This window comes from Lipingzhangella rawalii, from assembly GCF_031628175.1.
GTDB classification, from domain to species: domain Bacteria; phylum Actinomycetota; class Actinomycetes; order Streptosporangiales; family Streptosporangiaceae; genus Lipingzhangella_A; species Lipingzhangella_A rawalii.
Window position 1 is genome coordinate 111,585 of the sequence record NZ_JAVLVT010000006.1, and the last position, 23,565, is coordinate 135,149.

18 protein-coding genes are annotated in these 23,565 nt (G+C 68.1%); 7 read left to right on the forward strand and 11 right to left on the reverse strand.

Annotated features, from left to right (window positions below):
• Positions 1 to 142 precede the first annotated feature (142 nt).
• From RIF23_RS14455 to RIF23_RS14470, 4 genes are all read left to right on the forward strand, one after another.
• The gene (locus tag RIF23_RS14455) at positions 143 to 1,645 is read left to right on the forward strand and encodes a sigma-70 family RNA polymerase sigma factor (protein ID WP_310913054.1); all 1,503 of its coding nucleotides are present in this window, start codon (positions 143 to 145) and stop codon (positions 1,643 to 1,645) included.
• A 384-nt stretch (positions 1,646 to 2,029) separates the two neighbouring features.
• Complete coding sequence (locus tag RIF23_RS14460) at positions 2,030 to 3,976, forward strand: NYN domain-containing protein (protein ID WP_310913055.1); 1,947 nt, start codon at positions 2,030 to 2,032, stop codon at positions 3,974 to 3,976.
• A gap of 61 nt (positions 3,977 to 4,037) precedes the next feature.
• Positions 4,038 to 4,595, forward strand: coding sequence for a tetratricopeptide repeat protein (locus RIF23_RS14465; protein ID WP_310913057.1), 558 nt, complete (start codon positions 4,038 to 4,040; stop codon positions 4,593 to 4,595).
• A 62-nt stretch (positions 4,596 to 4,657) separates the two neighbouring features.
• The gene (locus tag RIF23_RS14470) at positions 4,658 to 5,500 is read left to right on the forward strand and encodes an alpha/beta fold hydrolase (RefSeq protein WP_310913058.1); all 843 of its coding nucleotides are present in this window, start codon (positions 4,658 to 4,660) and stop codon (positions 5,498 to 5,500) included.
• On the opposite strand, the gene RIF23_RS14475 is transcribed toward RIF23_RS14470, so the two are convergent.
• A complete protein-coding gene (locus RIF23_RS14475; protein ID WP_310913059.1) occupies positions 5,497 to 6,141 on the reverse strand; it encodes a hypothetical protein in 645 nt (214 codons plus the stop codon). The two genes, RIF23_RS14470 and RIF23_RS14475, sit on opposite strands and share 4 nt — an antisense overlap.
• Positions 6,142 to 6,412: 271 nt before the next feature.
• On the opposite strand from RIF23_RS14475, the gene RIF23_RS14480 reads away from it, so the two are divergent.
• Positions 6,413 to 6,694: a hypothetical protein gene (locus RIF23_RS14480; RefSeq protein ID WP_310913060.1), complete on the forward strand. Its 282-nt coding sequence runs from the start codon at positions 6,413 to 6,415 to the stop codon at positions 6,692 to 6,694.
• Positions 6,695 to 7,097: 403 nt separating this feature from the next.
• On the opposite strand, the gene RIF23_RS14485 is transcribed toward RIF23_RS14480, so the two are convergent.
• Entirely contained in the window at positions 7,098 to 8,060 is a 963-nt protein-coding gene (locus RIF23_RS14485; protein WP_310913061.1) for a hypothetical protein, read from the reverse strand.
• 173 nt (positions 8,061 to 8,233) lie between these two features.
• On the reverse strand, positions 8,234 to 11,503 hold the full coding sequence (locus tag RIF23_RS14490; protein WP_310913062.1) for a BTAD domain-containing putative transcriptional regulator: 3,270 nt from the start codon (positions 11,501 to 11,503) through the stop codon (positions 8,234 to 8,236).
• A 383-nt stretch (positions 11,504 to 11,886) separates the two neighbouring features.
• Here RIF23_RS14490 and RIF23_RS14495 point away from each other — a divergent pair, with 383 nt between their 5' ends.
• Both RIF23_RS14495 and RIF23_RS14500 read left to right on the forward strand, forming a co-directional pair.
• On the forward strand, positions 11,887 to 12,852 hold the full coding sequence (locus tag RIF23_RS14495; RefSeq protein WP_310913063.1) for an arylamine N-acetyltransferase family protein: 966 nt from the start codon (positions 11,887 to 11,889) through the stop codon (positions 12,850 to 12,852).
• A 350-nt stretch (positions 12,853 to 13,202) separates the two neighbouring features.
• Entirely contained in the window at positions 13,203 to 14,600 is a 1,398-nt protein-coding gene (locus tag RIF23_RS14500) for a sensor histidine kinase (protein ID WP_310913064.1), read from the forward strand.
• A gap of 1,024 nt (positions 14,601 to 15,624) precedes the next feature.
• Here RIF23_RS14500 and RIF23_RS14505 read toward each other — a convergent pair.
• From RIF23_RS14505 to RIF23_RS14540, 8 genes are read right to left on the reverse strand one after another with little or no spacing between them, the layout of a single operon-like run.
• On the reverse strand, positions 15,625 to 16,356 hold the full coding sequence (locus tag RIF23_RS14505; protein ID WP_310913065.1) for an MBL fold metallo-hydrolase: 732 nt from the start codon (positions 16,354 to 16,356) through the stop codon (positions 15,625 to 15,627).
• Positions 16,356 to 17,687 (reverse strand): ATP-grasp domain-containing protein, encoded by a 1,332-nt coding sequence (locus RIF23_RS14510; RefSeq protein ID WP_310913066.1) that lies wholly within the window; start codon positions 17,685 to 17,687, stop codon positions 16,356 to 16,358. The genes RIF23_RS14505 and RIF23_RS14510 overlap by 1 nt, the downstream gene beginning before the upstream one ends.
• Positions 17,687 to 19,036: an MFS transporter gene (locus tag RIF23_RS14515; RefSeq protein WP_310913067.1), complete on the reverse strand. Its 1,350-nt coding sequence runs from the start codon at positions 19,034 to 19,036 to the stop codon at positions 17,687 to 17,689. The genes RIF23_RS14510 and RIF23_RS14515 overlap by 1 nt, the downstream gene beginning before the upstream one ends.
• Positions 19,033 to 20,292 carry a 3-deoxy-7-phosphoheptulonate synthase gene (locus tag RIF23_RS14520; protein WP_310913068.1) on the reverse strand — a complete coding sequence of 420 codons (1,260 nt, stop codon included), beginning with the start codon at positions 20,290 to 20,292 and terminating at the stop codon, positions 19,033 to 19,035. Before RIF23_RS14520 ends, RIF23_RS14515 begins: the two co-directional genes overlap by 4 nt.
• Positions 20,292 to 21,800 (reverse strand): aromatic amino acid ammonia-lyase, encoded by a 1,509-nt coding sequence (locus tag RIF23_RS14525; RefSeq protein ID WP_310913069.1) that lies wholly within the window; start codon positions 21,798 to 21,800, stop codon positions 20,292 to 20,294. The genes RIF23_RS14520 and RIF23_RS14525 overlap by 1 nt, the downstream gene beginning before the upstream one ends.
• Positions 21,793 to 22,851: a class I adenylate-forming enzyme family protein gene (locus tag RIF23_RS14530; RefSeq protein WP_310913070.1), complete on the reverse strand. Its 1,059-nt coding sequence runs from the start codon at positions 22,849 to 22,851 to the stop codon at positions 21,793 to 21,795. The genes RIF23_RS14525 and RIF23_RS14530 overlap by 8 nt, the downstream gene beginning before the upstream one ends.
• Complete coding sequence (locus tag RIF23_RS14535) at positions 22,848 to 23,138, reverse strand: acyl carrier protein (protein ID WP_310913071.1); 291 nt, start codon at positions 23,136 to 23,138, stop codon at positions 22,848 to 22,850. The genes RIF23_RS14530 and RIF23_RS14535 overlap by 4 nt, the downstream gene beginning before the upstream one ends.
• Positions 23,135 to 23,563 carry a tautomerase family protein gene (locus RIF23_RS14540; protein ID WP_310913072.1) on the reverse strand — a complete coding sequence of 143 codons (429 nt, stop codon included), beginning with the start codon at positions 23,561 to 23,563 and terminating at the stop codon, positions 23,135 to 23,137. The genes RIF23_RS14535 and RIF23_RS14540 overlap by 4 nt, the downstream gene beginning before the upstream one ends.
• Positions 23,564 to 23,565: the final 2 nt, after the last annotated feature.

Genomic DNA, 23,565 nt, shown 5'->3' on the forward strand with positions numbered 1-23,565 from the left:
AGGGCTGCGGTCATGACGCGGAATACGAGATGATTTTTGTGGCCTCTTCCCACCGCGCTCCGTCGTTGGGATATGGCCGGTTGGGACGCGCCCGTCGGGAGGGACGGGGCCCCGTAGCGGGGCGTGTGACGAAAGGTGGCCGATGACCGAGGCGCCGCACGAGGATGTCGAGGCGGAGCGAGCCGACAGTGCGCTCATCGCAGCCGTCCGTGGCGGTGACACCGACGCCTACGCCCTGTTGTACGAGCGGCACGCGGCGGCGGCACGTGGGCTCGCACACCAGTTGGCGCGTAGCCAGGCCGAGGTGGATGACATCGTCGCCGACACCTTCGAACGTGTGTTGACGGTCATCCAACGCGGTGGTGGACCGTCCGACGGATTCCGTCCGTATCTCCTCACGGCGGTCCGCAATGTGTCCTACGACCGTCTGCGCGGCGAACGACGCCAGGTTGTCACCGACGATGTGGAGACCTTCGATCGGGGGGAGCCATTCGTCGATCCGGCTCTGGAGGGGCTGGAACGGTCGCTCATCGCCCAGGCGTTCCTGTCGCTTCCCCAGAGATGGCAGGCGGTGCTGTGGCACACCGAGATTGAGGGGGGCAAGCCCGCTCAGGTGGCCCCCGTCTTGGGGATGACCGCGAACGGCGTTGCCGCCCTGGCCTACCGGGCTCGGGAGGGGCTGCGTCAGGCCTACCTCCAGATGCACCTGGCCGGAGGTGCCCCGTCCGAGTCGTGTCGCCCCGCGCTGAACCAGCTGGGTGCCTACGTGCGGGGCGGGTTGTCCCGCCGGGACGCTACGGGTGTGGACGCGCACCTGGACACGTGCGCGGACTGTCGTGGTGTCTACGCGGAGCTCATGGATGTCAACGTGGGGCTGCGCGTGATCGTCGGTCCGCTCGTGGCGGGGCCGGTCGCCGCCGGATATCTGGCCTCTCTGCCGACGGCGGCGGGGATCGGCGGCGCGTGGCAGGGCATGCCGCGTCGGCAGCAGCAGGCGGTGGCGGGAGGAACGGCCGCTGCGGTGGTGGCCGCGGCTGCGGCGTTCGCGATGGTCAGTCACGAGGAGCCGGTCTCCGAGCCGCCGTCGTCGGCAGCTCCCGAGACCGAGGCCCCGGAGGCGGAGCCCGCCGAGCCGGAGCAGGACGAGGACGACGATGGTGCCGGTGCGGACCCGGACCCGCCCGACGATCCGGATTCCTCGGATTCCTCGGATTCCTCGGATTCGTCTGAGCCCGAGGAGCCCGAGGAAACCGACACTGCCACGGATCCACCGGCCACAGCCGCCGAGTCGGTGGAAGAGCCCGCGGACGAGTCCGAACCCGCACCGCCGGAGCCGCCGCAGGAGCAGGACACGCCCCCCGAACCGGGGGCACCACCCGAGCCGCCGGATCCACCCGAGCCGCCGGATCCACCGGATCCACCGGCGTTTCCGGATCCACCGGGGCCCCCGGACCCACCCGGGCCCCCGGGAGTGCCCGGACCACCCGGGCATCTCGGCCCCGAGCCGCCGGGATTCCCGGAACCTCCGGGGCTGTTCGATGTTCCGGATGTCCCGGACGTTCCCGCTCCGCCGGAACCACCCGCTCCGCCGGAACCACCCGAGCCACCGGAACCGCCCGTTCCGTCCGAGCTTCCGGTTGGCTGACCCGTCGATCCGGGTGTCACCAGGATTCGGACGTACTTGGTGCGGTAAAGTTTTCGACCAAAAGGTGACAGGGTTGTGAGTTGTCTCCCGTGACTCCTCCTTTTGCGCTGGTCATTTCGCCCCCTGACGTGGTGTCCTTCGATGGAGCGAAGTTCGTCCACGGATTGTGTGCGCCCCAAAAAGCATTCGCCAGTAGGCTGATTGACGGCAGGCGGACCGGGGTTCGCGTGTGGTGCCAGGGGTCGCGAGGTGTCCACGCGTCGGAGAAGGCGCGGCCAGGCTGACACCGGTCTGTCGAGAAGGACGTAATGCCGACATCTCGAACAGCAGGGCCGAAATACGGCCGGCTGCAAGCACGAGGTTCGAGGGAAGGGGCGGTGTCGGGTGGATCGCTGTGCGCTGTTCGTGGACGCCGGTTACCTGTTGGCCGACGGTGCGATGGCGGTGCACGGTACGCGCAACCGTGACTCTGTCTCGTGGGACTACGCCGGCCTGGTGCGCCTGTTGAGTGACATGGCTCGGGATCGAACCGGTCTCTCGCTGCTGCGCTGCTACTGGTACGAAACCACTGTCGACGACCGACGGAACCAGGAGCAGGACAGTATCGCCGACATTCCGGGGATCAAGTTCCGCGCGGCACGTATCCGCCCGGGGCGTCGGGAAGGGGTCGAGAGCTATGTGCAGCGGGACCTCACCACGCTCGCCCGTACCGGGGGGTTGTGTGAGGCTGTCCTCGTCAGCGGGGATGAGGACATGGCGCAGGTGGTGGCCGACGTCCAGGATCTCGGCGTGCGGGTCACCGTCGTCCATGTCTCGGTCGAGGGGAACTGGACGATTTCCCGAGCTCTGCGCCGGGAGTGCGATGATTTGATCGAGGTGGGTGCCGGGCATCTACGCCCGTACGTGAACCTGCTGGCCCAGCCCGACCCGGCGGAGGAGACCGGGAGTGCCGGTCCATTGTCCAATGGACAGTCCCATGGCGCACCGATGTCTCGCCAGCCGGTCAACGCCAATGTCGCGGCCGATCGTGTCGAGCCCGCGGACATGGCCATGATGTACGCGAACACCGGGGGGCAACCGGCCGGTACCGCGATGGAGCAACTACGCGCGATGCAGCAGAGCATCGCCCACCGCCGAGGTGGCGACCAGCCCGGTGCCGCAGGCGACGTGTCGAATCCGGCGACTGGGGGGCAACCCGCGCCGTCGGGTGGGTATCAGGCGCCGGCCGGGGGGAGTCCGAACCAGACCGGTGGGCATGCCTATCCGAACGGTGCGAGTCCGCAGCAGGCGGGTGGGCATGCGATGCCCTCGGGTGGGTATCAGGCGCCGGCTGGAGGGAGTCCGAACCAGACCGGTGGGCATGCCTATCCGAACGGTGCGAGTCCGCAGCAGGCGGGTGGGCATGCGATGCCCTCGGGTGGGTATCAGGCGCCGGCCGGGGGGAGTCCGAACCAGACCGGTGGGCATGCCTATCCGAACGGTGCGAGTCCGCAGCAGGCGGGTGGGCATGCGATGCCCTCGGGTGGGTATCAGGCGCCGGCTGGGGGGAATCCGAACCAGACCGGTGGGCATGCGATGCCCTCGGGTGGGTATCAGGCGCAACACACCGGTGGATATCCCGCGCAGCACCCGGGACACAGCGGGGCGCACCCCTCGATGGCTCCGCAGGCGGGGCAGGGGCATCCCGCATCTGGAGCACAGCCCAGCATGCGCGGCATGAACGGCACCGGCCCCCAGCAACCCCAGCAACGGATGAACCCGGGCGGGACCCAATACCAGAATCCCCCCACCGGGGCGGCACCTGCCCAGGGGCGCGGAGACCCCCCAGGGCGAGGGGCACCACCGGGCCAGGACCGCGGCTATGGCTCGAACACGGGGCAGCAGCAGGGATTCGGAGGTAGCTCTCCCGTAAACCCTACGAGTGGGGCCAGTACGGGAACTGAGGCGAACCTCAGGGGCGCGACCGCCACCCAGAACGGGATGCGCCCAGCTACTGGCCCCCAGCCCACGCCGCCCGTCCAGCACGGGCCGTACACGAATCCCACGCCACGAGTGGGCAATGTTGCTCCTGACCCCCAGGATCCACACTCGGTGGCGAATGCGGTGCGTACCGCGTACCAGGAGGGTGACAACTTCGGGGAGTCCATTGCCCGGGATGCACCAGCCCTGTGGGTCGAGGCCGTGCTGGCCGGTCAGCCGAGAATGCCGGCTGACCTTGAGGCACGCATGCTCCAGGGGTCGGCGCTTCCTGTGGACTACCTGCTTCGGGAGGACGTCCGGGAGTCGCTGCGGGGTGGCTTCTGGTCAGCTCTGGAGCGCTGTAGAGCCTAGGAACCGTGTGTCACCATCCTGCGGGGGTCGGGGTGGGGCGCAGCAGCGGAGCGGGGTGACGATGGTGCAGGTTACCTCCGACGATCTGGATCGTGTGGAGTTCCGGGCAGTGCACTCGGGCGAACATGGCCACGCGGCTCGGGAGCTTGAGCGCCTTGCGGAACAGGCGGATGCGCACAGCACGGTGTCCCGCGCCGAGCTGTTGGCCCGCTCCGGGGAGCAGTGGGAAATGGCCTACGAGTTCGCCCGGGCCGCAGCGGTGTACCAGCGGGCGGTGGAGGACGGTGGTCCCACGCTCATTGATGCGCGGGCGCTGCGTGCCGGGGCTCTGTTGGAGCTCGAACGGTGGGAGGAAGCCCGGCAGGAACTGGACTGTCTCCTCGCCTATGGCCCCCGGGGTCTTCAGACGTATCTTCATGTCGCCGAGGCGCTCTATGCCTATGACGATCTGCCCGGTGCCGAACACTGGTCGTCGCTGGGAGTGGTGCGATTCCGGGAACAGGTCGATACGGAGCGGGTGCGTGGCCTGTGGGTGGAGCTACTGCGGGTGCGGTTTCGCGTGCGTGTGGATCTCGGGCGGACCGAGGACGATCTGGACCGGTTGTTGGACGAGGTCTGAGTTTTCCGGGATTGCCCTACGGGGGACAGCAGGACGTGGGGTCGACATGGTAGACCGAGGGCATGGAGCCCAGCCTGCTGCGCTATGACCGGACTGGTCGCGGATCGCCGCTCGTTCTCCTGCATGGAATCTCGCACCGGCGTCAGGTGTGGCGTCCGGTACTTCGTCATCTGGGCGAGCACGTCGATGTTGTTGCCCCGGATCTGCCGGGGTGTGGTGAGTCGCCGGAACCTCCACCTGGAGAGCCTTATGACGTCGCAGCCCTCGCCGACGCCGTAGCGGAGTTGTGCCAGGACTTGGGGGTGGTCCGCCCGCACGTGGTTGGCAACTCCCTCGGCGGGGCCGTGGCCCTCGAGCTGGGGATTCGAGGCAGAGCGGCTTCAGTGACCGCTTTCTCACCGATCGGATTCGCCACACCGCTAGAGAATGCGACACTGCGTGCGCTGGTGTACGGCATGGCCGTGGCGGGGCGTGTCCCCGAGCGGCTACGTGGCGCGGTCGCGGACACGCCACCTCTGCGGGCCCTGGCCCGGCGCACGCTGCATGCCGACCCGCAGGCACCCGCGGCGCGCGAGGCCCGGTTTAACACCGCGGTTCTGGAACCCGGCTCCCCGTTCCAGCGGTTGGCGCCGGAGGTCGCGAACTACACCGTCCCGACGACGGACGTTCCGTGTCCCGTGACGATCGCCTGGGGAGAGCGTGACCGGATCCTGCCACCCCGGATGGCCCGGCGGGCGCGGGATCGCATCCCTCATGCGCAGGTGGTGACCCTGTTGGACTGTGGGCACATTCCGATGGTTGATGATCCGGCCACGGTCGCGGTTACGATCCGGCGGGCGTGTCGGCCGGCCGGGGAGGGGCTCGCCTGTGAAACGTCAGCGGTTCGTTCGAGCCACCGTTCCTAGGATGTCGAGCCCTGCTCCTCTTTGGTGCTGGCGGTGCTGTCCTCGTCTCCGGCCTTCGTGCCCCGGCGGTTGTTCCGGGAGGTGCGGCCGGTGGATGGCCGTTTCGGGGATTCTGCCGTGGTGTCCCCGGTGTCTTCCCCGGAGCGGGGCGTGCCGCCGTGGTGGATACGCAGTGCCTCGTCCTCGACTTTCAGCAGACGCTGGATCTCTTCGGGCTGGGCCGGAATCCGCTCGCCACGGAAATGGGCACCGAGGACGTCCAGGGCGTGTCCGCACAGGAGCTCTCGGACCGTGCCCGCCTGGGTGCCACTGAGCTCCTGTAGCTCGGGCAGATGCAGTTCCTGGAGGAGCCGGACGACGTGACGGAGGCGTTCCCGGACTCGCTTATCGGTGATTGCGCTGGTGAGGAGTTCAGCTTCGGAACGGATCCCGTTGGTTGCTCGCCCGCTTCCCGTGCCGGAGTCCGTGGACCGCGCCGCGTCTCGTTCGGCGATGAACAGGCGGGTCAGCTCGCGGTTGGCGGCGCGAGCCGCATCCCGATCCGCGGTCTTGCGACTATGTCGCCCTTGAAGCCAGGTAACGGTGGCGCTGCTGACGAGGCTGATCGCTCCGCCCAACACCACGTATGCGAGTGGTTCCATGTGTGGTCCTTAGGGATGCCGACGGTACGGTCGGACCGCGCGCCGGGAGGTTCGGGCTTGTGGGCTGCGCCCCGGGAGGGAGGAACCCTGGGCCGGGGTCGGTATGGGGGACGTTTTGTGAGGGTCAGTGTAGCTTTGCCCGCTGGTGGGTGCCGATCACCGGCGTGTGGGGTGGCCGCACGGGGACCGGTGCGAAAACGTGCGCACGGCACAGCCGGATCGCCGATCTATGATCGGGGCGTGTGTCCGGGAGCGGGACGGAGGTCGAAACATGGCGGAGGGCGACCCGTGCTGGCGCATCCTCATCGAGGAGACGCGACCCAATCACGTTGTGCAGAGCCTGGCGGGGCATGTCTATTCCGCCCAGGAGGAAGCCCAGGCCGCAGCCCGGACCGTCGCGCGAGAACATCGGCCGCGCCACCCCTACATTCTGCGGCGCCGAACGGTCTTGCAGCATGATGACGGGACGTACACCGTGCTCGTGCACGGTCTGGTGCAGGACCTGGCGTTTCGGGTCAGTGTGGTCCGGGAGCTCGACGCGTCCTCGGTTTAACGTGAAACCAGTGGGTGTGCAGTTGTCCCCAGGGAACGCCAGTTTTCCACAAGCTTGCACGGCGCGGGTGCGCATGTCGCCCTGTCGACATGTGCTCGAATCACGTTATCGCTCTGAAACGTCGCCCCCACGTGCTGGCTGACCCCGTATGGGGTCGCCGCAGGGCGTGTCCTGTTGCGAAAACCGCAGATCAGACGGTATGTGTGCGTACTCGCCCCGGTTCGGATCAGGTCAGGCGGCGCGGGGTGCGTCCCGGATGGGGCAGCCATTGACTGACGCCGGTGTACGGAGGGTGGTCATGTGGGCGGGAGGTGCACATCGTTCCAGTTTTCCACAGGGTGTGGATGCATGAGTCCCGGAGTGGACGGGAGGCTCGGCTGACGCCGGGCAAGTCTCGTGCGGGTCAGGTCGCTCGCGGTGCCGCCGGTGCACCGTGCAGTCGTGCCTCCACAGCGGTCAGGACCTGGGACAGGGGGTTGGCGTACGTGAGCCCGGTGCCGTCGGGGCCTCCCTGCTCACTTCCGGCAAAGAGCAGACCCATTGCGGAGCGGCCCGTTGATGTCCAGATGAGCGAACCGGAGTCGCCGCCGGAACTGAAGGAGCCACCGGTTCCCGAAATCTCGATCTGTCCATCGAACACCAGCTGGGCGAATCCGAAGTTGATGCGGAGACCGTCCACTTCGAACGCGGTCACCCGTCCTGTGGTGTGGCCGGTGGTACGCCCGATCTTCTCCACCGCCGTATCCTCGCCTGTCGGTGCCGAGACGGAGCACACCGGGCCGCCCGGGTAATCGGCGGCGGCGAACTCGACCTCGCCACGCACCCGGGCCACGGCAGCATCCACCACATTGGGCTGATCCTCGCGCAGCGGCACCTGCGCCGTAAGTGTTCCCACCTGGTCGATATCGGTGCTTCCGTCATCCGCAACCCCGGGTTGAAGGATCGGATCGCACAGCTCCGCGCGCCCGCTGTTGGCGATGACGTGACTGTTGGACAGGATGTGGGCCGTGTCGTCCACCGTGACGAATGCACCGAGTGTTCCGGCTGAGACGTCCGGGTGTCCGACCGAGCAGCCGGGAACCAGGGGGCGTTGCCTCTTTTGGAGCTCAGCCGGGGTGCGGGCCTCCAACGTGGCGAGGTCGCCCGTCTGCACAATCTCGAACTCGTCGTGCGATTCCCGGGACAGGCGATCCAGTAGCCAGTCCGGTACGGATTCGCGGTCCCGCAGCCGCACAGCCAGGCGAAACTCACCAGAACCAGCGGGCGCAATGCCCAAACCCAGCCACGGCACCTCCGTCTGTGCGAGCAGCTCGGTCTCCCGGTCGTGCAGGGAAAGCTTCAATTCTCGGCACGAGTCCAACCGCATGATCGCCTCCTCGGTACGGTTGCCAAACCGGATTGGCCTGTATTCGTACCGTAGTCGCAGCACTCGGGCTCTAGCCGATTCCGCCCACACGCGTTCCAGACCCGAACCGACGCGACAGTGCTCGGGGTCCGGGGGCCGGCGTTCGCCGCCCGGCGCCCGTGCCCCGCCACGGATCACGCCTCAGCACACAGGGCGGACCAGGACATGCCCCGCCCGCTTTGCCACTGCGCCTCCAGCTCCTGCTCCCCGAGCCCCGAGCGGATTACATCCAGGATGCGATCCACGTCGACCCGTTCCGCCGCAGGCAGCGGAGAGTCAACCGCGTCCCGGGCGGCCGCAGCCGTGCCGAGGAGCTGCGCGGCACGGATCAACGCGCCGGAACACGCCGCAGCGCCGGCCAGGCCCTCGACCGTCAGGGCGACGGCCCGTGGGTCCCCGGTTGCGCACGCGGAGCGCAAGCCGTCGGTGTGTCGCCGCCATGCGGTTTCCGCGTCCCCGCGTAGCTCGGCCACGAACCCCAGCTCGGCCAGAATGAACGCGACACCCGGCGTGTATGCGGCACGTCGGTTCCATTCGAGAAGTTCCCACAGTCGGGACTCGGCCGCGTCGAGCCGCCCCGACCGGCGTTCGACCAGTGCCATACCGTTCCCGGCGAAGGCCCAACCCGCTGAGTGCGCCTGTTGCTCGGCGAGCCGCAGCGCCCGCCGATGGAAGTCGTGGGCGGCGTGGAGATCGCCCCCCAGCAGAGCCAGCCGTCCCAGCTGTGCGAGCTGGGCCGAGACCGATGGCCAATTGCCCAGCTCCTCGGCGATGCGTAGGGCGGTCCGGTGGTGGCGGGTGGCGGCAGCGTAGTCCCCGTCGATCTCACACAGTGTGCCCAGCGTCTGGATGGGGTGCAGCTGGCCCCACCGGTCCCCGAGCTGCTGGAACAGCGAACAGGACTGCGTGCTGTCCGCACGCGCCAGGGATAGTTCTCCCGCAACCAGTGCCAGCTCGGCGCGGGTACTCAAGGCCGCAGCCATGCCCCAGTGGTTTTCCAGTTCCTGGAACGTGGTCCGTGCGGACCCCACCAGCGAGCGCGCCACGGAGGCGTCCCCCGCCCCCAGCATCGCCAGCGCCAACAGCCACTCGCATTCCGCGCGGCTCTGGGGATCCTTCAGCTGTTCCCACCGCTCCAGTGCGGTCGCACGCAAGGCGTCTGGGGAGTCGTCCCGATGGTCCAGATAGGCGACACAGGCACGCCACGTCAGGCCCCGGGCGTGGTCGAAGAGCGAGATGTCAGAATGGTTCCGCTCTGCGGCCGCGAGCGCCACGGTCAGGGCTTCCCGCAATTCCCGATACCGCCCCCGAAGAAACCGGTGCCAGCTCGTGGCATTGACCAGGTGCAGCGCCACCTGGCCACAGTCCAGCTCTGCCGCGGCGGCGATGGCCGCGCGTAGGTTCGCGGAGTCCAGATCCAGCTCGTGCAACCATTCCTGCTGGCGGGGACCGGTTGCACGGGGCAGAATCCGTGCGGCGCGGCGCGCGTGATACTCCGCGTGGCGTCGACGGAATTCACGTTCCTCCCCGGCTGCTTCGAGTCGCTCCCGAGCGTAGGCAGCGACCACATCGAGGAGGCGGTACCGCGGTCGGTGGCCGGACCAGTCCACCTGGACGAGAGACCGGTCCACCAACTGGGTCAGAATCTGCACAACCTCGGCCTCGGGCAGGTCGCTGTCCGAACACACCTGCTCCACCGCGACGAGACAGGAGCTGCCGGCGTGAACCGACAACCGACGTAGCACCCGCTGTTCCGGTGGCGACAGCAGCTCCCAACTCCAATCGATGGTGGCGCGTAGCGTGCGGTGCCGCTCGGGTCCGGACCGGCGCCCGGCGGCCAGCAGGTGGAATCTGTTGGCGAGCCGGGAGGCGAGTTCGTGGACCCCCAAGGTCCGGACCTGCGGCGCGGCGAGCTCCAGAGCCAGGGGAATGCCGTCCAGTCGGTGGCACACGCCCACGACCGCGTCTACGTTGTCCTCGGTGACCCGGAATCCAGGGCTCGCTGCCGCCGCCCGGCTCTCGAAGAGGTGCACGGCGCCGGTAGCGAGCGCTTCGGCAACCGACGCCTCACCGTGGGGCAGGTCCAGCGGCGGCACCGGGTGGACGTGTTCGGCTGGCAGGCCCAGGGGTTCCCGACCGGTTGCCAGAACCACGAGTTCGGGAGCGGCGAGCAATCGCTCGACCAGGGTCCCCACGGCGCCAGTGACATGTTCACAGTTGTCCAGGACGAGTAACAGCCGACGTGCGCCGAGGGCCGAGACGAGCCGGGTGACGACGTCGGCCCGTTGCGTGCTCTCGGGGCGGAATGACGGCAGGACGTCATCTTCACGGATGTCCAGGGTTGCGGAAACGGCTGCGGCAACGTCCTCCGGGGTCGGTGCGTCGGGGGAGGCACGTCCGGAGGGCTCGGTGCTGTCCATCGTCGACCAGTGCGCAGCCAGATCCACGAACCACACGCCGTCGGGAAACTCGGGACGGAGCTGGTGCGCGGTCTCGAGAGCGAGACGCGTCTTGCCGACACCACCAGGCCCGGTCAGGTTCAAAAGCCGCACTTCGCCAGGCCCGGTAAGCCGGGACCGCAACTCGGACACCGCTGCGGCGCGTCCCACAAGCTCACCGCTGCCGCTGGTCGTCGCCGGGAGGTTGGTGTCCGGTGGCCCCATCGCCCCGGCACGGGTGGCGTTTTCCGGTTCCAACTGCGGGTCCTGGGTCAACAGTGACTGGTGCAGCCGAACGAGCTGGGGCCCCGGGTCCGTTCCCAGCTGGTCTCGCAACCGGGTGCGGATCTCCTCGAAGCGCTCCAGGGCCTCGCCCTGGCGGCCAGCCAGGTACAGCGCCCGCATCTGTGCCGCCCGTAACCGTTCCCGTAACGGATGCTCGGCGGTCAGTTCCTCCAGCTCGGCCACGAGCGAACCGTGTTCCCCGAGCTCCAACCGCGACTCGGCCAGGTCTTCGAGTGCCGTGATCCGCTGCTCCTCCAGCCGCAGCGCGGCCTGTCGGGTGAGGCCGGACCCGCTGGTGTCGGCATAGGCCTCTCCACGCCACAGGGCGAGAGCCCCGCGGAGCGCGGACACGCGGTGGGACGGTTCCGTGTGGCGTCGCGCTGCGGTGAGGAGTTCCTGGAACCGTTGTGCGTCCGTAGGGGGTGTCCCGTGGCAGGCCACGCGGTCCAGCCGAAGGCGGTAACCCGGGGTTTGCGCCTGAACCAGCTGCCGCCCCTGCGGATCGGCCTCGGCCAGGGCCCGCCGCAACTGGGACACCTTGGCTTGTAGTGCGGCGGAGGGGTTTGTGGGCATCTCGTCGTCCCACAGTTCGGTGAACAGCCGCTCGGTCGACACGGTGTGCGGAGCATGTGCGAGTAGGGCAGCCAGGAGCACCCGCACCTTGACGCCGGGAATCGTCACCGGGGTTCCGTCTGTGGCCCACACCGCAATCGGACCCAGGACACCGAACCGCATATCGGACACGGTAGCCCACGCCGTCCAGCAACCCCGGTGACCGTAAGCGCCTCGTCAGGGAGACGTAAGCGGTGCCGGGCACGCTGACTCCAGCCGACACCCGAACACGACAGACGCAGACGGGCTCGGAATCCACGGTTGGTGTCGCGGCGGCGGACGACTCCGCAAGCGGTTCCGTTCCTGGGTGTGTCCCGGTCTTCGGTGCGGGACCACCCCGACCTGATCCGAGGCCCGCAGGCCGCACCGGTGGGGGTACTCCACGGAGTCGCCCCCACCCCGGGCCCCATGTCGACGGTCATGGTCCCGAGGAGATGTCAGCAGGAGGAGCAGTGGAGCTACACGCCGGCGAATCACAAGGTGTCGAGCCCGAAGAACTCCGCGGAGTGGCGCCCAGCCAGGACCAGCCAGCGGCTGTGGAGCATCGCAGCGGCGCTGCCGATGCGAACGGTTCTGATCGGGCGGCGCACCTGCTGGAGACCAACGACACAGTGGATGTGGAGGCCTACCTCGCACGGATCGGGTACCGGGGGAGCCTGGAGCCCACGGCAGCTACCCTGCGGGCGCTCACCAGCGCCCACACCCATACGGTCCCGTTCGAGAACCTGGCCATCCAGCTCGGTGGAGCTGTGCACCTGGACCTGCACCGGCTTCAGGCCAAGCTCGTGTACCGGGGGCGCGGGGGGTACTGCCACGAGCAGAACCCGCTCTTCGGAGCGGTACTGGCCCAGATCGGCTTCCCGGTGGAGTTCCGCAGCGCTCGGATGCTGATGGGGGCGGACGAGAGCACCATCGATGCCGTGGGACACACCTTGCTGGAGGTGACTGCGGACGGCAAGCCCTGGATGGTCGACGTCGGTGTCGGCAACACGGGTCCACTGGAGCCGCTACCCCTTGTGGACGGAACACATCTGCACCAGGGAAGTTGGGCCTACCGCCTGGACCGGTCACCAGCCGGACGGTGGGTGCTGCGGCTGTGGCGCGGGGACGGATGGTTCACCCTCTACCAGTTCTCGGACGAGCCGTACTATCCCGCGGATATCCGCGACCACAACTATGTCGCCGCCACTCATCCGGACTCTCCGTTCGTACGACACCTCGTCGTGGACCGCAACGGAAGCAGGGAACGCTGGTCGTTGGTGGACCGACGTCTGGACATTCACCGACCCGGCCAGCCTCGGACCCGGCACGAGCTCCCCGCCAGCGAGGTTCCAAATGTCCTTGCCTCCCGTTTCGGTCTGACCTTGACGCCGGAGGAGAGTGCCCAGCTGGTAGTCCTGCTCGATCAGCGAGGTTGAAGGACTCCGCACCGTCCCGTGCCCCATGTCCCGCACTCGTGGCGGCTCGGTCGGGACCCGGTATTCCGGACCGGTTTCGGATCGCCATAAGCATGGCCAGTCACCTGTCCGGCCGCGTACCGTAGCTCGCACGCAGCGCTGGTATCCGGTCCGACCCACACCGCCGCTGCCGAACCGGCCGGTTCCGCGGTCGCCTCGGTGCCCCAGGGACGACACGCCGGACCCCGTACAGCCGAGGGCTCGGCCCCCTTCTTTGGGAGAAGCCGACCCGCGCTTGGGGGAGGCATTGCCCGCTGGTGGACACGCTCAGGGCAAGGAGCTGACGTAGCGCGGGCGGACTCTGGAGGCCCATGGATCGATGGCGGTGGATCCCCCGCTCGATACGGGCCCGCGTGACCGTGACGTCGACGATCGCGGTGGGCTTGGTCCTGCTGTTCGCCATGGCCGTAACCTCGGTGCTGACCCGGGATGCGGTCGGACACGAACGTGTCGAGCGGGCGGCGACCGCTGCGCGACAGACCGCCGAGCTGGTCTACGAGCGTCCCGTCGCCGCGAACCTGCCCCCGATCGAGGGCGTGGTCCGCATTCAGGTGGTCGCCGAGGACGGGGTGGTGGCCTCCACCGCGGCCCTGGCGGGCCGGGGGCCACTGACCCGAATGCGTCCGGACGCCGGCGACATTCGCGTGGACGGAACCGTCTGCGGCGTCGCCGGCGTCGCGGCTGACTGCCTCACCGTGGTCGGGATCCAGTACGAGGACACCGCCTATGGGGACGTCATGGTGTATGCGGCCGTGGAGGAGCCCGACTTTCTGATGGCCCCGCGACTCGAACTGGCCCTGACCGGCTTGGGGCTGGTGATTGTCGCCGCCGTCGGTGGCGTGATCTGGTGGGGGGTCGGCCGGACCCTGCGGCCGGTGGAGCGGATCCGTACCGAGCTTGCCAGGTTGAGCACCACCGATCTGAGTGGACGGCTCACCGTTCCCGCGACCGGGGATGAGGTCGCCGAGCTGGCCCGGACCGCGAATCGGACCCTCGATCGACTGGCCGATGCCATGGTTCGGCAGCGCAGGTTCGTCTCCGACGCCTCACACGAGTTGCGTAACCCGATCGCTGGCCTGCGCACACGCCTGGAGGTCGAACTTGCCGCGCCCGAGGAAATCGACGCCGTACCCGCGTTGCGCGCCGTCCTGGCCGACGCCGAGCGCCTGGAACGTATTGTGACTGACCTGTTAGAACTGTCCCGGCTGGACGCCGACGTCTCCTCGGCCTGGGAACACTTCGACATGGCTGATCTGGTGACGGACGAGGTCGCGCGGGGGCCCACGCGGTTCCCGGTGGACACGCGCCTGACCACCGGCGCCTGGGTGGCAGGGGACCGGGTCCGTATCGGTCGGTTGCTGACGAATCTGCTGGCCAACGCCGATCGGCATGCCCAATCGGCGATCCGGGTCGAGGTCACGACCACCGACCGGTCCGAGGATGGGAGTGGAATGGGCCGGGAGGTGTGGGTGGCGGTCCACGATGACGGGCCGGGTATCAGCCCCGAGGAGCGGGAACGGATCTTCGAACGCTTTGCGCGACTGCACGACGCCCGACGTCAGGACCCCGGCGGAAGTGGACTCGGCCTGGCGATCGCCCGGGAGGTGGCACTCGCGCACGACGGAGTTCTGGAGGTGGGCGACAGTCCGGAACTTGGCGGTGCGTTGTTCACCCTGCGCCTCCCCTATCTCTTTGCCAACGAGGAGTAACAGCGTGCCGATCCGTGCTGGTGTGTGTCCGATTCCCGGACGTCCCTGAGCACCAGGGTTTGTTCACGTTGTGGAGATGTGTCAGTTCGCCCGATTGGCGGCGGTTGTTTCGGGTGGAGATGTAGGTGCGGGATCCGCGATCATTGTGGTGTCCCGGTGTCCTGAGGCCGGGTCCCGGTCGTGCACAGAGCCTCGGGGCCTCGGGGACCGGCTACGGCCGGCGCGAGTCCCGTCCGATCACGAGCATGGCCATCGCCACGAGTCTCGGGGGTCGCCTTTGCTTACGCGGTGCTCGCGATCCGGCCCTACCGCCGCCGCAGACCAGGGGACCGCCCCCGGGCTCGGGAGACGATCTATGCCCTGACAAGTCTGGACGCTCGCCAGTCCGATCCGGCGGAGTTGGCTGCCTACCTGCGCGGGCATTGGGCGATCGAGAACTCTAGCCACCACATTCGCGACACCACCCTCCGCGGCCCCTCAGCCCAGCCCGCCGCCCGGACCTGCACCATCAGCGTGAAATTGGCGCAATATCGCCGTGGCCGATCCGAGCCTGTGGTCGCGGATCACCCACGCCTGGTCCTCCTGCGCGCTGATCGGGAGTTACGAGCTACCGATCTGTCAGTTCCGAGCGGGGAGCGACGGGCACACGCAATGTGGACGCAGAGCGGGGATGACCAGGTGGTCGAGGGGCCGCACCACCGACACGAACTCGACGCCCGGCGTCTCTGCTGGTGCAGCGGAGTGGCTGACATTCCGGGTGGTCCAGGCACGTCGTGTCTCCTCGGCGGCAGAGCTTGTCGAATCTCTGGCCACGGAGGTTTCACAACCCCAAATCCAGTGCGAGGCCTGGGCGTGGGTGCTGGAGAATCGCCGCGCGGACGGCTCGTGCCCCTGCGGCGAGGAGCTGGTCGAGTAGTTTGAGCAACAATCTTGCTGGAGGCGCATGGTGAAGCAGCGAGGGGTGGAGGGTCGTTCGGTGGCCAAGCTGCGTAGCCCGAGCGATGTTCCCCCCGGATGCAACTGGTCACCGGATGGTCCGCCCACCCTCGCTATCGGCCGGTTCCATAGTTTCGTACTTGGCAGCTTGCAGAAGGAAAGGGTTGGTGAACCGCTCCCTGCCGACCGTGCTGTCACGCCCGTGACCGGTCAGGGCCACGGTCTCATCGGGTTTGACCAGTATCTTTGACCTCAGCGAGTGTAGGGCCTGGCCCCGGTCGCCACCGGGCATGTCGGTGCGTCCGATGGTCCCCGCGTGGAGGGTGTCCCCCACCAGGCAGTACGAGTGTGCCCTCTCGTCGCCCGGAAGGTTGAACATGACCGAACCTGGAGTGTGCCCCGGGGTGTGGTCGACACCGAACGCCAGACCGGCGAGCTCGATCTCGGATCCACCGCTGAGGAAACGCACGTCGTCGGGCTCGGTCCAGATCCAGTCGGGTCCGAGGACCTCTTCGAACTGGGGAGCGAACTCCGAGCCCAGGCCAGCGAAAGGATCTGACAGCATCCAGACGTCACCCTGGTGGATGTGTACAGGTACATCGTAGGCACGGCACACCTGTGTGGTCGCGTCGGTGTGGTCGAGGTGTCCGTGGGTCAGCAGCACAGCGACGGGGCGTAGACCGTTCGCCCGCACCTCCTCGTCCAGGCGACCCGCGACACCGATTCCCGGGTCGACTATCACGCAGTCGGTCCCCCGGCCACGGGCGAGGAGGTAGCACTTCGTACCGAAGGCGTCGGCTTCCACTGTGGTGAAGAACATCAGTCCACCTCGATCGTCGTGGCGAGGCGAACCCGCGCTTCGAGGGCGTCGAGTTCGGCTGTGGTATCGGCGTCGATGAGGAAGCTGACCGTACGGTCGTCGGAGGAGCGGAGCGTCTCCAACCGTTCCCCCCTCGCCTTGAGAACGATCAGTGCCCGAAGCGCGGGCGGGTCACCCACGGAACCGGGGGTGAGCGTGGGCCACAGGTCGGCCTCCCCGACCCAGGTCACCTCGGTGCCCGGCCAGTCCAACCGGACATCACGCAGGATCCCCGGCCGGTGTTCCAGATAGACTTGACGCGCCCGGCGCCGGGGAGCGGGGTAGGATGCCGCCTCGCCCAAGGCGATGCGCACGATTTGTGTCTCCAACGGCGTACCGCAGGCCTGCTCGTAGAGCAGGGTGAGCCCGTCGCCGGGGGTGCGGGAGGCGATCTCCATGAGGAACAGCTCTCCGGTAGCTGTGACCCGCCATTCGGAGTGGGTGACCCCGTTTTCGAACCCCAGGATGTCCAGCACCCGTTGGTTGGCTTCGAGGAGGATCTCCCCGACACTCCGGTCGCCGTACCGGGTGTCCTCGCCTGGTACCGAGTGGGACAGTTCGACGAATGACCGCGTCTTAGGCTCCGTGGTTTCCTTGCGGCTGAAGGAGGCGAAGATGGTTTCGCTGTTCTGGATCAACGACTCGACGGAGTACTCCTGGCCGGTCACTTTCTGCTCGATCAGCAGTGTCTCGTGTCCGGGGTACTCGGGGAGGAGCCCGGCCAGCTCCTCGGGGGCCTCGCAGACAACCACGCCGGAACTGGCGTGCCGGGTCGCGGGTTTGAGTACGGCTGGGTACTTCAGCGCCGTGGTATCCACCGCGCGGCGCCGCCCTGGCGGTACCGTCAGGGACTCCGGCCCGAACCCGTTCAGGAAGGCACGCTGAAGGTACTTGCTGCGGCAGACCCGGCCCGCCCGCAAGCCGGGTGAGGGCAGGCCCAGCATGTCGCTGACCAAAACGGCAGGCTCCACCAGGGTCTCCTCCATGGCGTACACTCCGACCACCCGGTAGTCCTCCCGCCAGCGCTCCAGAGCGGCGAAGACTCCGGGATTGAAGGAGGACTCCCGGTCCAGGGCGCCGTCCACGTAGGCAATGTCGGTGATTTGGGAGATCGGCGAGTCGGAGTCGCCCAGGGCCTTCTCGGCCCGCTCCCTCGAGTCCTCGGGGGTGACGACCAGGACACGGATTCTCCGCCGGAGCAGTTCGGTGAGATAGGCGGGGCTGCGTTGCAGTACCCGGAAGCCTCCGGCGAAGACGAACGCATCCGGCTTTCTCTGTGGGTTGGCGAGCATCAGCTTTCCTCTGTCGTGGTGCTCTTGGGGCTCTCTTTCGTGGGGACAGCAGTGGTGTCCTGTGGGGGGCTCTCCGGGAAAGAGCGCAACTTGGCGATCGGGGACAGGGCGATCCAGAGCGCTGAGAGGCAGAAACCGACGGCTGTGACGATGAGCGCCTCACGGACCCCCAGGACCGAACCGAGGGATCCGCCCAACAGGGCGCCCAGCGGCATACTTCCCCAGGTGACCGTGCGCATCCCCGCGACCACCTTGCCCAGCTTCTCTTGTGGGATCAGCATCTGCTGTAGGGTGGCGACGTTGGTGTTGCCGACGGTCATAAACAGTCCGCCGACGAAGAACATCGGTAGCAGCATGGCCAGGACTAGGGATGCGGGGCCGTGCGCGGCCGGCAGGAGAATCTGGGCCAGGGAGGAGATGCCGTAGGCGCCCACGATCACCCGGCCCGGGCCCAGCCGCTGTGCCATCGGTTTGGCGATCGTCGCCCCCAGGAGCGCCCCGAGCGCGCCGACTCCCAGGATCAGGCCCAAAATGGCGCTGTTCAGCCCGAGGACTTGAAGGACGAACAGGGGCAACACGGTGTTACGGGCAGTGAAGAACAGGTTGTTGACGCCCGAACGCACGGTAAGGAATCGCAGGTACCTGTCCTTGGCGATGAAGCGCAGGGACTCCCATATCTCCGCGAGGGCCCTCTGTCGCTGTTCCGGGACCGGCGGTTTCTCTTCCCGGTTCCGTATGGTGAGCATCGACGCCACCGAGGTCAGGCTGGTGACGGCGCTGATCACCAGGGTGATGGGAGCGCCCAGGAACTGGACGAACACACCGGCGAGCGCCGGGCCCCCGGACTGGGTGACGACGATGCTGGCCTGGAGTTTGCTGTTGCCGTCCAGGAGTTGTTCCCGGCCCACGAGAGTGGGGAGGTAGGCCGTTCCGGAGACGTCGAAGAAGACGGCGAATACCCCCATAGCGAACGCGATGACGTACAGGTGGTGGATCTCGAGTACGCCGAACAGCGCCAGCAGGGGTACCGCGGACAGGGCCAGCACGCGTCCCAGGTCCGCGCCGATCAGGAGGTTGCGTTTACGACACCGGTCGATCCACACGCCGGCCAGCAGCGAGACCAGCAGGTAGGGGGCGAAGACGGCCGCATTGAGAATGCCCAGCTGGCCCGGTGAGGCGTCGAGCAGGTAGATAGCGGCCAACGGCAGGGCGAGCGTGGCGATCTGGACTCCGCTGCGGGACAGGGTCTGGCTCAGCCAATATCTGAGGAAGTCCGCGTGGCGCCACAGGCTTCCGGGGCGGTCGTTCGGCACGGGAGGAGGGGGCGTTTCCCCGGGGGCGGTGCTCAACGGATGTCTTCCTTCGCTTCTCGGGGCAGGCCGAACCCCGAAGGAGGAGGGTCGAAGCCGCTCCAGCCCCAACCCACCGCGGCCGAGACCACCGCCAGTGCCTGCTCTCCGTTGAGTCTTGGGTCGCAGGCCGAGGTGTACCGGTCCAGGTGATGCTCCAGGTCAGCCGCGGAGTCCACACATTCGAGTACGGGCTCGGGGGTGGTCTCCAGGTGGAGACCAGACAGGCGCAGACCATGCTTGCGCAGCACGGTGAGGCAGCGACGCACCTCCGCGAGGATGTCCGTCATGACCCTGGTCTTCTGGCCATGCCGATTGTTCCGGGTGTTCCCGTGCATGGGGTCGCACACCCACAGCACGCGGTGCGCCGCCGTACCCATCTCCTGGAGCAGGAGGGGCAGCCGTTCCTCGATGCTGTCCCCCATCCGGATGATCAGGCTCAACCGACCCGGAGCGTGTCCCTCGGCCAGCCGACGTACCAGGGTGGTCAGTTCCGCGGCGCAGGCATGGGGGCCGACCTTGACGCCGATGGGGTTGTTCACCCGTTCCGCGAAGGCCACATGCGCGCCGTCGACGTCACGTGTGCGTTCGCCAATCCACAGGTAGTGAGCGGAGGAAGCGTAGTGTCCGCGCCCGTGTTCCTCCTCGCGGACCAGGGCGTTTTCATAGTCGATCAATAACGCCTCATGGCTTGCGTAGGTCACGGAGAAGGGAGCGTCGACGCCCCCGTAGGGAGGTAGGAGCCCGGCGGGGAAGAGGCTATCGAGCGCACGAGCCGAGTGGTCGTAGGAGGACAGCAGCCGTCGGGCGTCGCAGGTCCTGGCCTGGGCATCCTCCTCCGCCGCGTTGACCGCGTCGCCGAGGTAGACGGGCAGCACCCGGCCGTCTGCGGTGGTTTCCGTCCGCTGGGACCGGGGTTTGGCGTGCTGGCCAGCGAACCGGCCGATCCGCACCACGGGCGTGGCCGTGGCGGACTCGACCAGGTCGGCCATGCGTCCCAGCAGTTCGATCTTGGCGCCCATGCGTTCGGGGGTGGCGTCGGCGAAGCGTTCCGCACAGTCCCCCGACTGGAGGAACAATCCGTGGCCCGAGGCGATATCACTGAGTTCGCGCTGGAGCGAGTAGCGGGCCGGGAAGGTAACCAGCGGGGCCCTCGAACGCAACTGTTCGAGCGAGTCCGCGAGATCCTCGGGACAGGCCCAATCGGGTTGGTGCCTGGCGTTCAGGAGGGTGGGGGCGGTGGATAGGTCGGACATCAAGGGGCCCACTCCTCGGATTCGAAGGGGTCTTCCGGGTGCGAGTACTCGAATTCGAGCCGCGCGGCCAGATCCGCCGTCTCTTCGGCCAGCGGCCGGTCAGTGGTGAGAACGGGGACGTCCGTGAGGAGACGTCCCCAGCGGCCGCTCTCGTCGGGCCGTCCCTGGAGCCGGTGTATTGCGGCCAAAGCGTGATGTGCCGAGGCCACGATCCACCATGCCCGGTCCAGCGCATCGGCAACGGCGTTGGTTCCGTTGAGTGCCAGCGGGACGTGGTCCTGGTTATCGAGGTTGCTGGGGACCGGGGTGCAGGAGGCGGGGTAGGCTCGCTGCCGAATTGCCGCCAGATGGGAGGTCGCCGCGATCTGGACTCCGGCCAGCCCGCTGGTCCGGCCTGGTTCGTGGGCGAGCAACATGGGCAGTCCGCCATTGCGATGTGGGTCCAGGGCCAGCGCGAGCTGACGTTCCATCAGATAGGCGAGTTGGTGGATGCACACGGTGTGCTGCTCGCTGGCGAGCGCGACCGGTGCCGCGTGGAAGTTGCCGCCGTGGTGGAGCTCCCCGTTCACCAGGACCGGGTTGTCCGTGCACCCCAGGGCTTCGGTGACCAGGATGGTTTCCTGGAGTCGGAGCTGGTCCAGTACCGCGCCGATCACCTGTGGCGCGCACCGGAGCGAGTAGGGCTCCTGGAAGGGCCTCGCCGGATTCCGGCGCGCACCGTCGGGAAACTCCCGCCCGATCAGCGCGGCGGCAGTCCGGTGCCCGGGGTGTCCCCGGACTTCGGCCAGTTCCGGGCCAAAGGGCGCGGGGTCGCAGCCCAACAACGCGGCCAACCGCCCGGTGACGGCGGTCGCGGCATGGGCCAGAGCCGCCAAACGCACATGGTTGACCAGGCCCCGGGCCAGGGACGCCGATGTGCCGTTGACGAACGCCAACGCCGAACGGGCCTCCCAATGGACTGGGGTGAGACCGAGCCGCTCCTGGTCGTCGCGGGCGGGCAACTGCCGCCAAGTCCCGTCGTCCGACCGGGTCCACGCTCGGCCGTTCCCTGTGGCGGCCTGGGCCGCATGGGCCAGGGGTACCAGATCGCCGCTGGCGCTGAGGCTTCCGTCCTCCGGAACGACCGGGGTGAACCCGGCGTTCCACTGGGCGGCCAGCTGGTCCCAGATCCCCGGTTCCACGCCGGAGTGCCCATGCGTCATCCCGCGCAGGCGGATCCACACCATCAGGCGGGTGACGTCCGGTGGTAGGGGGCGGCCTTGACCCACGGTGAGGTGGTCGATCAACCCCATTCCCTGACGTTTCGGGTCCGGGTCGGCGGTATGGTCCGCGAGCGGGCCGAAACCCTGGGTGACCCCGTAGACAGGCCGGACCTGCACCGCCTCGGTGAGGAGTGCGTGGCCCTGCACCATCTGTTCGCGTTCTGCCTCGGACAACGACAGTTGGTTCTTCCAGCCGGCGGCGGCGAGCAGCGCGGCGGCTGTGGCGGGTGTGTTCTCCTCACTCACGGACATCCCCACCCGGCGCGGTCTCGAGTGAGGACAGGAGAAGGTCGAGCCGCACCTTTCCGGCCGCGCCCCGAGGGATTCGGGCGACCCCGTGGGTGACGCGGGGCAGCGGAGCCTGGGGGAAGACCGTTTTCAGGACCCCGTGCAGGTCCTCGGCTGCGACTGTGCCTTCACCCGTGTCGGCGAGGTCGGTGTAATACAGGTCGAAGTGTTCGGCGCGTACGTCATCCCGTACAGGTACGCACACGATGTCGGTGTGCGGGAACCGCTCACGAAGCGCATGTTCGACGTGTTCCAGGTGCAGGCGTACCCCGTTCACCTTGACCAGGCGGGAGGAGCGCCCCAACAGTTCGAACCGGCCGCCGTCCCGGGGGCGTACGAGATCGTCCAGTTCCAGACTGTCGGGCCACGCGCTCTCGTTCTCGCGTCGGGCGAGGCGGGGGCTTCGGACCCGGAGCGGCTGTTCGCCACTGGGTGTGGGGGCGCTCACCAGTGACGTGTCGTCGAAGAGGGTCCACAGCGGTGATCCGCCGAGCGAGCCACCAGCGGAGGGGACGAGGGGGCGGTGGGCGATGGCACCGGTCTCGGTGGAACCGAGCAGCTCAACCCCACGGAAACGAGCCCCCGCGAGTGCCTCGACGATCCGGTCGGTGGCGGTGGTGGTGGGTCCCGTTCCGTGGACCGCGACGACACCCGAGAGTGAGCGCAGTCGTTCGACGTGGCTGCGTAGCACTACCCAGGTGGCGGGCAGGCACACGAGGAGGACGCGCTCGTCCGCGGCCAGTTCGACCGGGGACAGCGGGTCCTCCCACTGGTGTCGGACCGGAACCCGCAGGTGCGCGGGTAGATACTCGCCTAGCAGGGAACCGTACAGGTGTCGTGGCGGGGCGAAGTTGACCACGCGGTCGACCTCGCCGATGACGGTGTCGGCGAGCAGAGCGGCCTCCGCCCGCATCTGCTCAACGGTGCGCACCCACACCACGGGACAGTCCGACTGCCCGGACGTGGCGAAGGAAACCTCGTCGGTGGATCGATGCGCCCCGCAACTCACTGTCCACGCTCCAGGACTGCGCGGTCCTCAAGCTCGTTACGGACGAACTCGGTCATCCGTCCGACGGTGGAGAACCAGTAACGGACGTCGTGGGCGACGAAGTCGACCTCGATCGCGAAGGCGTCCTCGATCCCGGTCACGCACTCCATGGCGGTGAGGCTGTCGTAACGTTCCCCCAGAACGGCGGCGAGGTCCTCGTCCGTCGCGATGGTCTGGGCGTCCTCGCCCAGCTGGCGATGGAGGACGGCGCGCACTCTCTGCTGGATGTCGTCGCTGCTGTCGGTCATCGGGTCTCCTGGTCGTATTCGGAGGTGCTCGTTGCGAGATCGGCTCGTTGGAGTTCACCCCGGCGCCACAGATAGACGTGGTCCCGAGGGGTGGGACGGAACTCGATGTACAGAAAGGGCGTGTCCTTGGTCGCCCCCAGGGCGTCTGCGATCTCGGCCGCGAGGCCGGAGCGGAACCCCTCATCGCGTTCGGGACCCACACAGCAGGTCACCGACGCGTGCTGCAACGAACCGTTGCCGGCGGGCAGGGTGTCCATGGGCATGCCACCGCTGAAGACCGTCTGTTCCGGGGTCGGCGGGAACCGCACGATCACGTGTGCGGGGTCGATTCCCTCATGGTCGGCCAGCCACCGGGTCAGCCGTAGGGCGACGGCACGGCGGTGAGACGGAGTCCGGGCGGGGGTGGCGATGGTGATCGTCGGCAAGG

Excerpts from the sequence above, each read along its gene's own strand:
- RIF23_RS14455 (WP_310913054.1), top strand. The coding sequence starts at position 143 with ATGACCGAGGCGCCGCACGAGGATGTCGAGGCGGAGCGAGCCGACAGT.
- RIF23_RS14465 (WP_310913057.1), top strand. The coding sequence starts at position 4,038 with ATGGTGCAGGTTACCTCCGACGATCTGGATCGTGTGGAGTTCCGGGCA.
- RIF23_RS14535 (WP_310913071.1), bottom strand. The coding sequence starts at position 23,138 with ATGACCGACAGCAGCGACGACATCCAGCAGAGAGTGCGCGCCGTCCTC.
- RIF23_RS14500 (WP_310913064.1), top strand. The coding sequence starts at position 13,203 with ATGGATCGATGGCGGTGGATCCCCCGCTCGATACGGGCCCGCGTGACC.
- RIF23_RS14505 (WP_310913065.1), bottom strand. The coding sequence starts at position 16,356 with ATGTTCTTCACCACAGTGGAAGCCGACGCCTTCGGTACGAAGTGCTAC.
- RIF23_RS14470 (WP_310913058.1), top strand. The coding sequence starts at position 4,658 with ATGGAGCCCAGCCTGCTGCGCTATGACCGGACTGGTCGCGGATCGCCG.
- RIF23_RS14480 (WP_310913060.1), top strand. The coding sequence starts at position 6,413 with ATGGCGGAGGGCGACCCGTGCTGGCGCATCCTCATCGAGGAGACGCGA.
- RIF23_RS14520 (WP_310913068.1), bottom strand. The coding sequence starts at position 20,292 with ATGTCCGACCTATCCACCGCCCCCACCCTCCTGAACGCCAGGCACCAA.
- RIF23_RS14475 (WP_310913059.1), bottom strand. The coding sequence starts at position 6,141 with ATGGAACCACTCGCATACGTGGTGTTGGGCGGAGCGATCAGCCTCGTC.
- RIF23_RS14510 (WP_310913066.1), bottom strand. The coding sequence starts at position 17,687 with ATGCTCGCCAACCCACAGAGAAAGCCGGATGCGTTCGTCTTCGCCGGA.
- RIF23_RS14485 (WP_310913061.1), bottom strand. The coding sequence starts at position 8,060 with ATGCGGTTGGACTCGTGCCGAGAATTGAAGCTTTCCCTGCACGACCGG.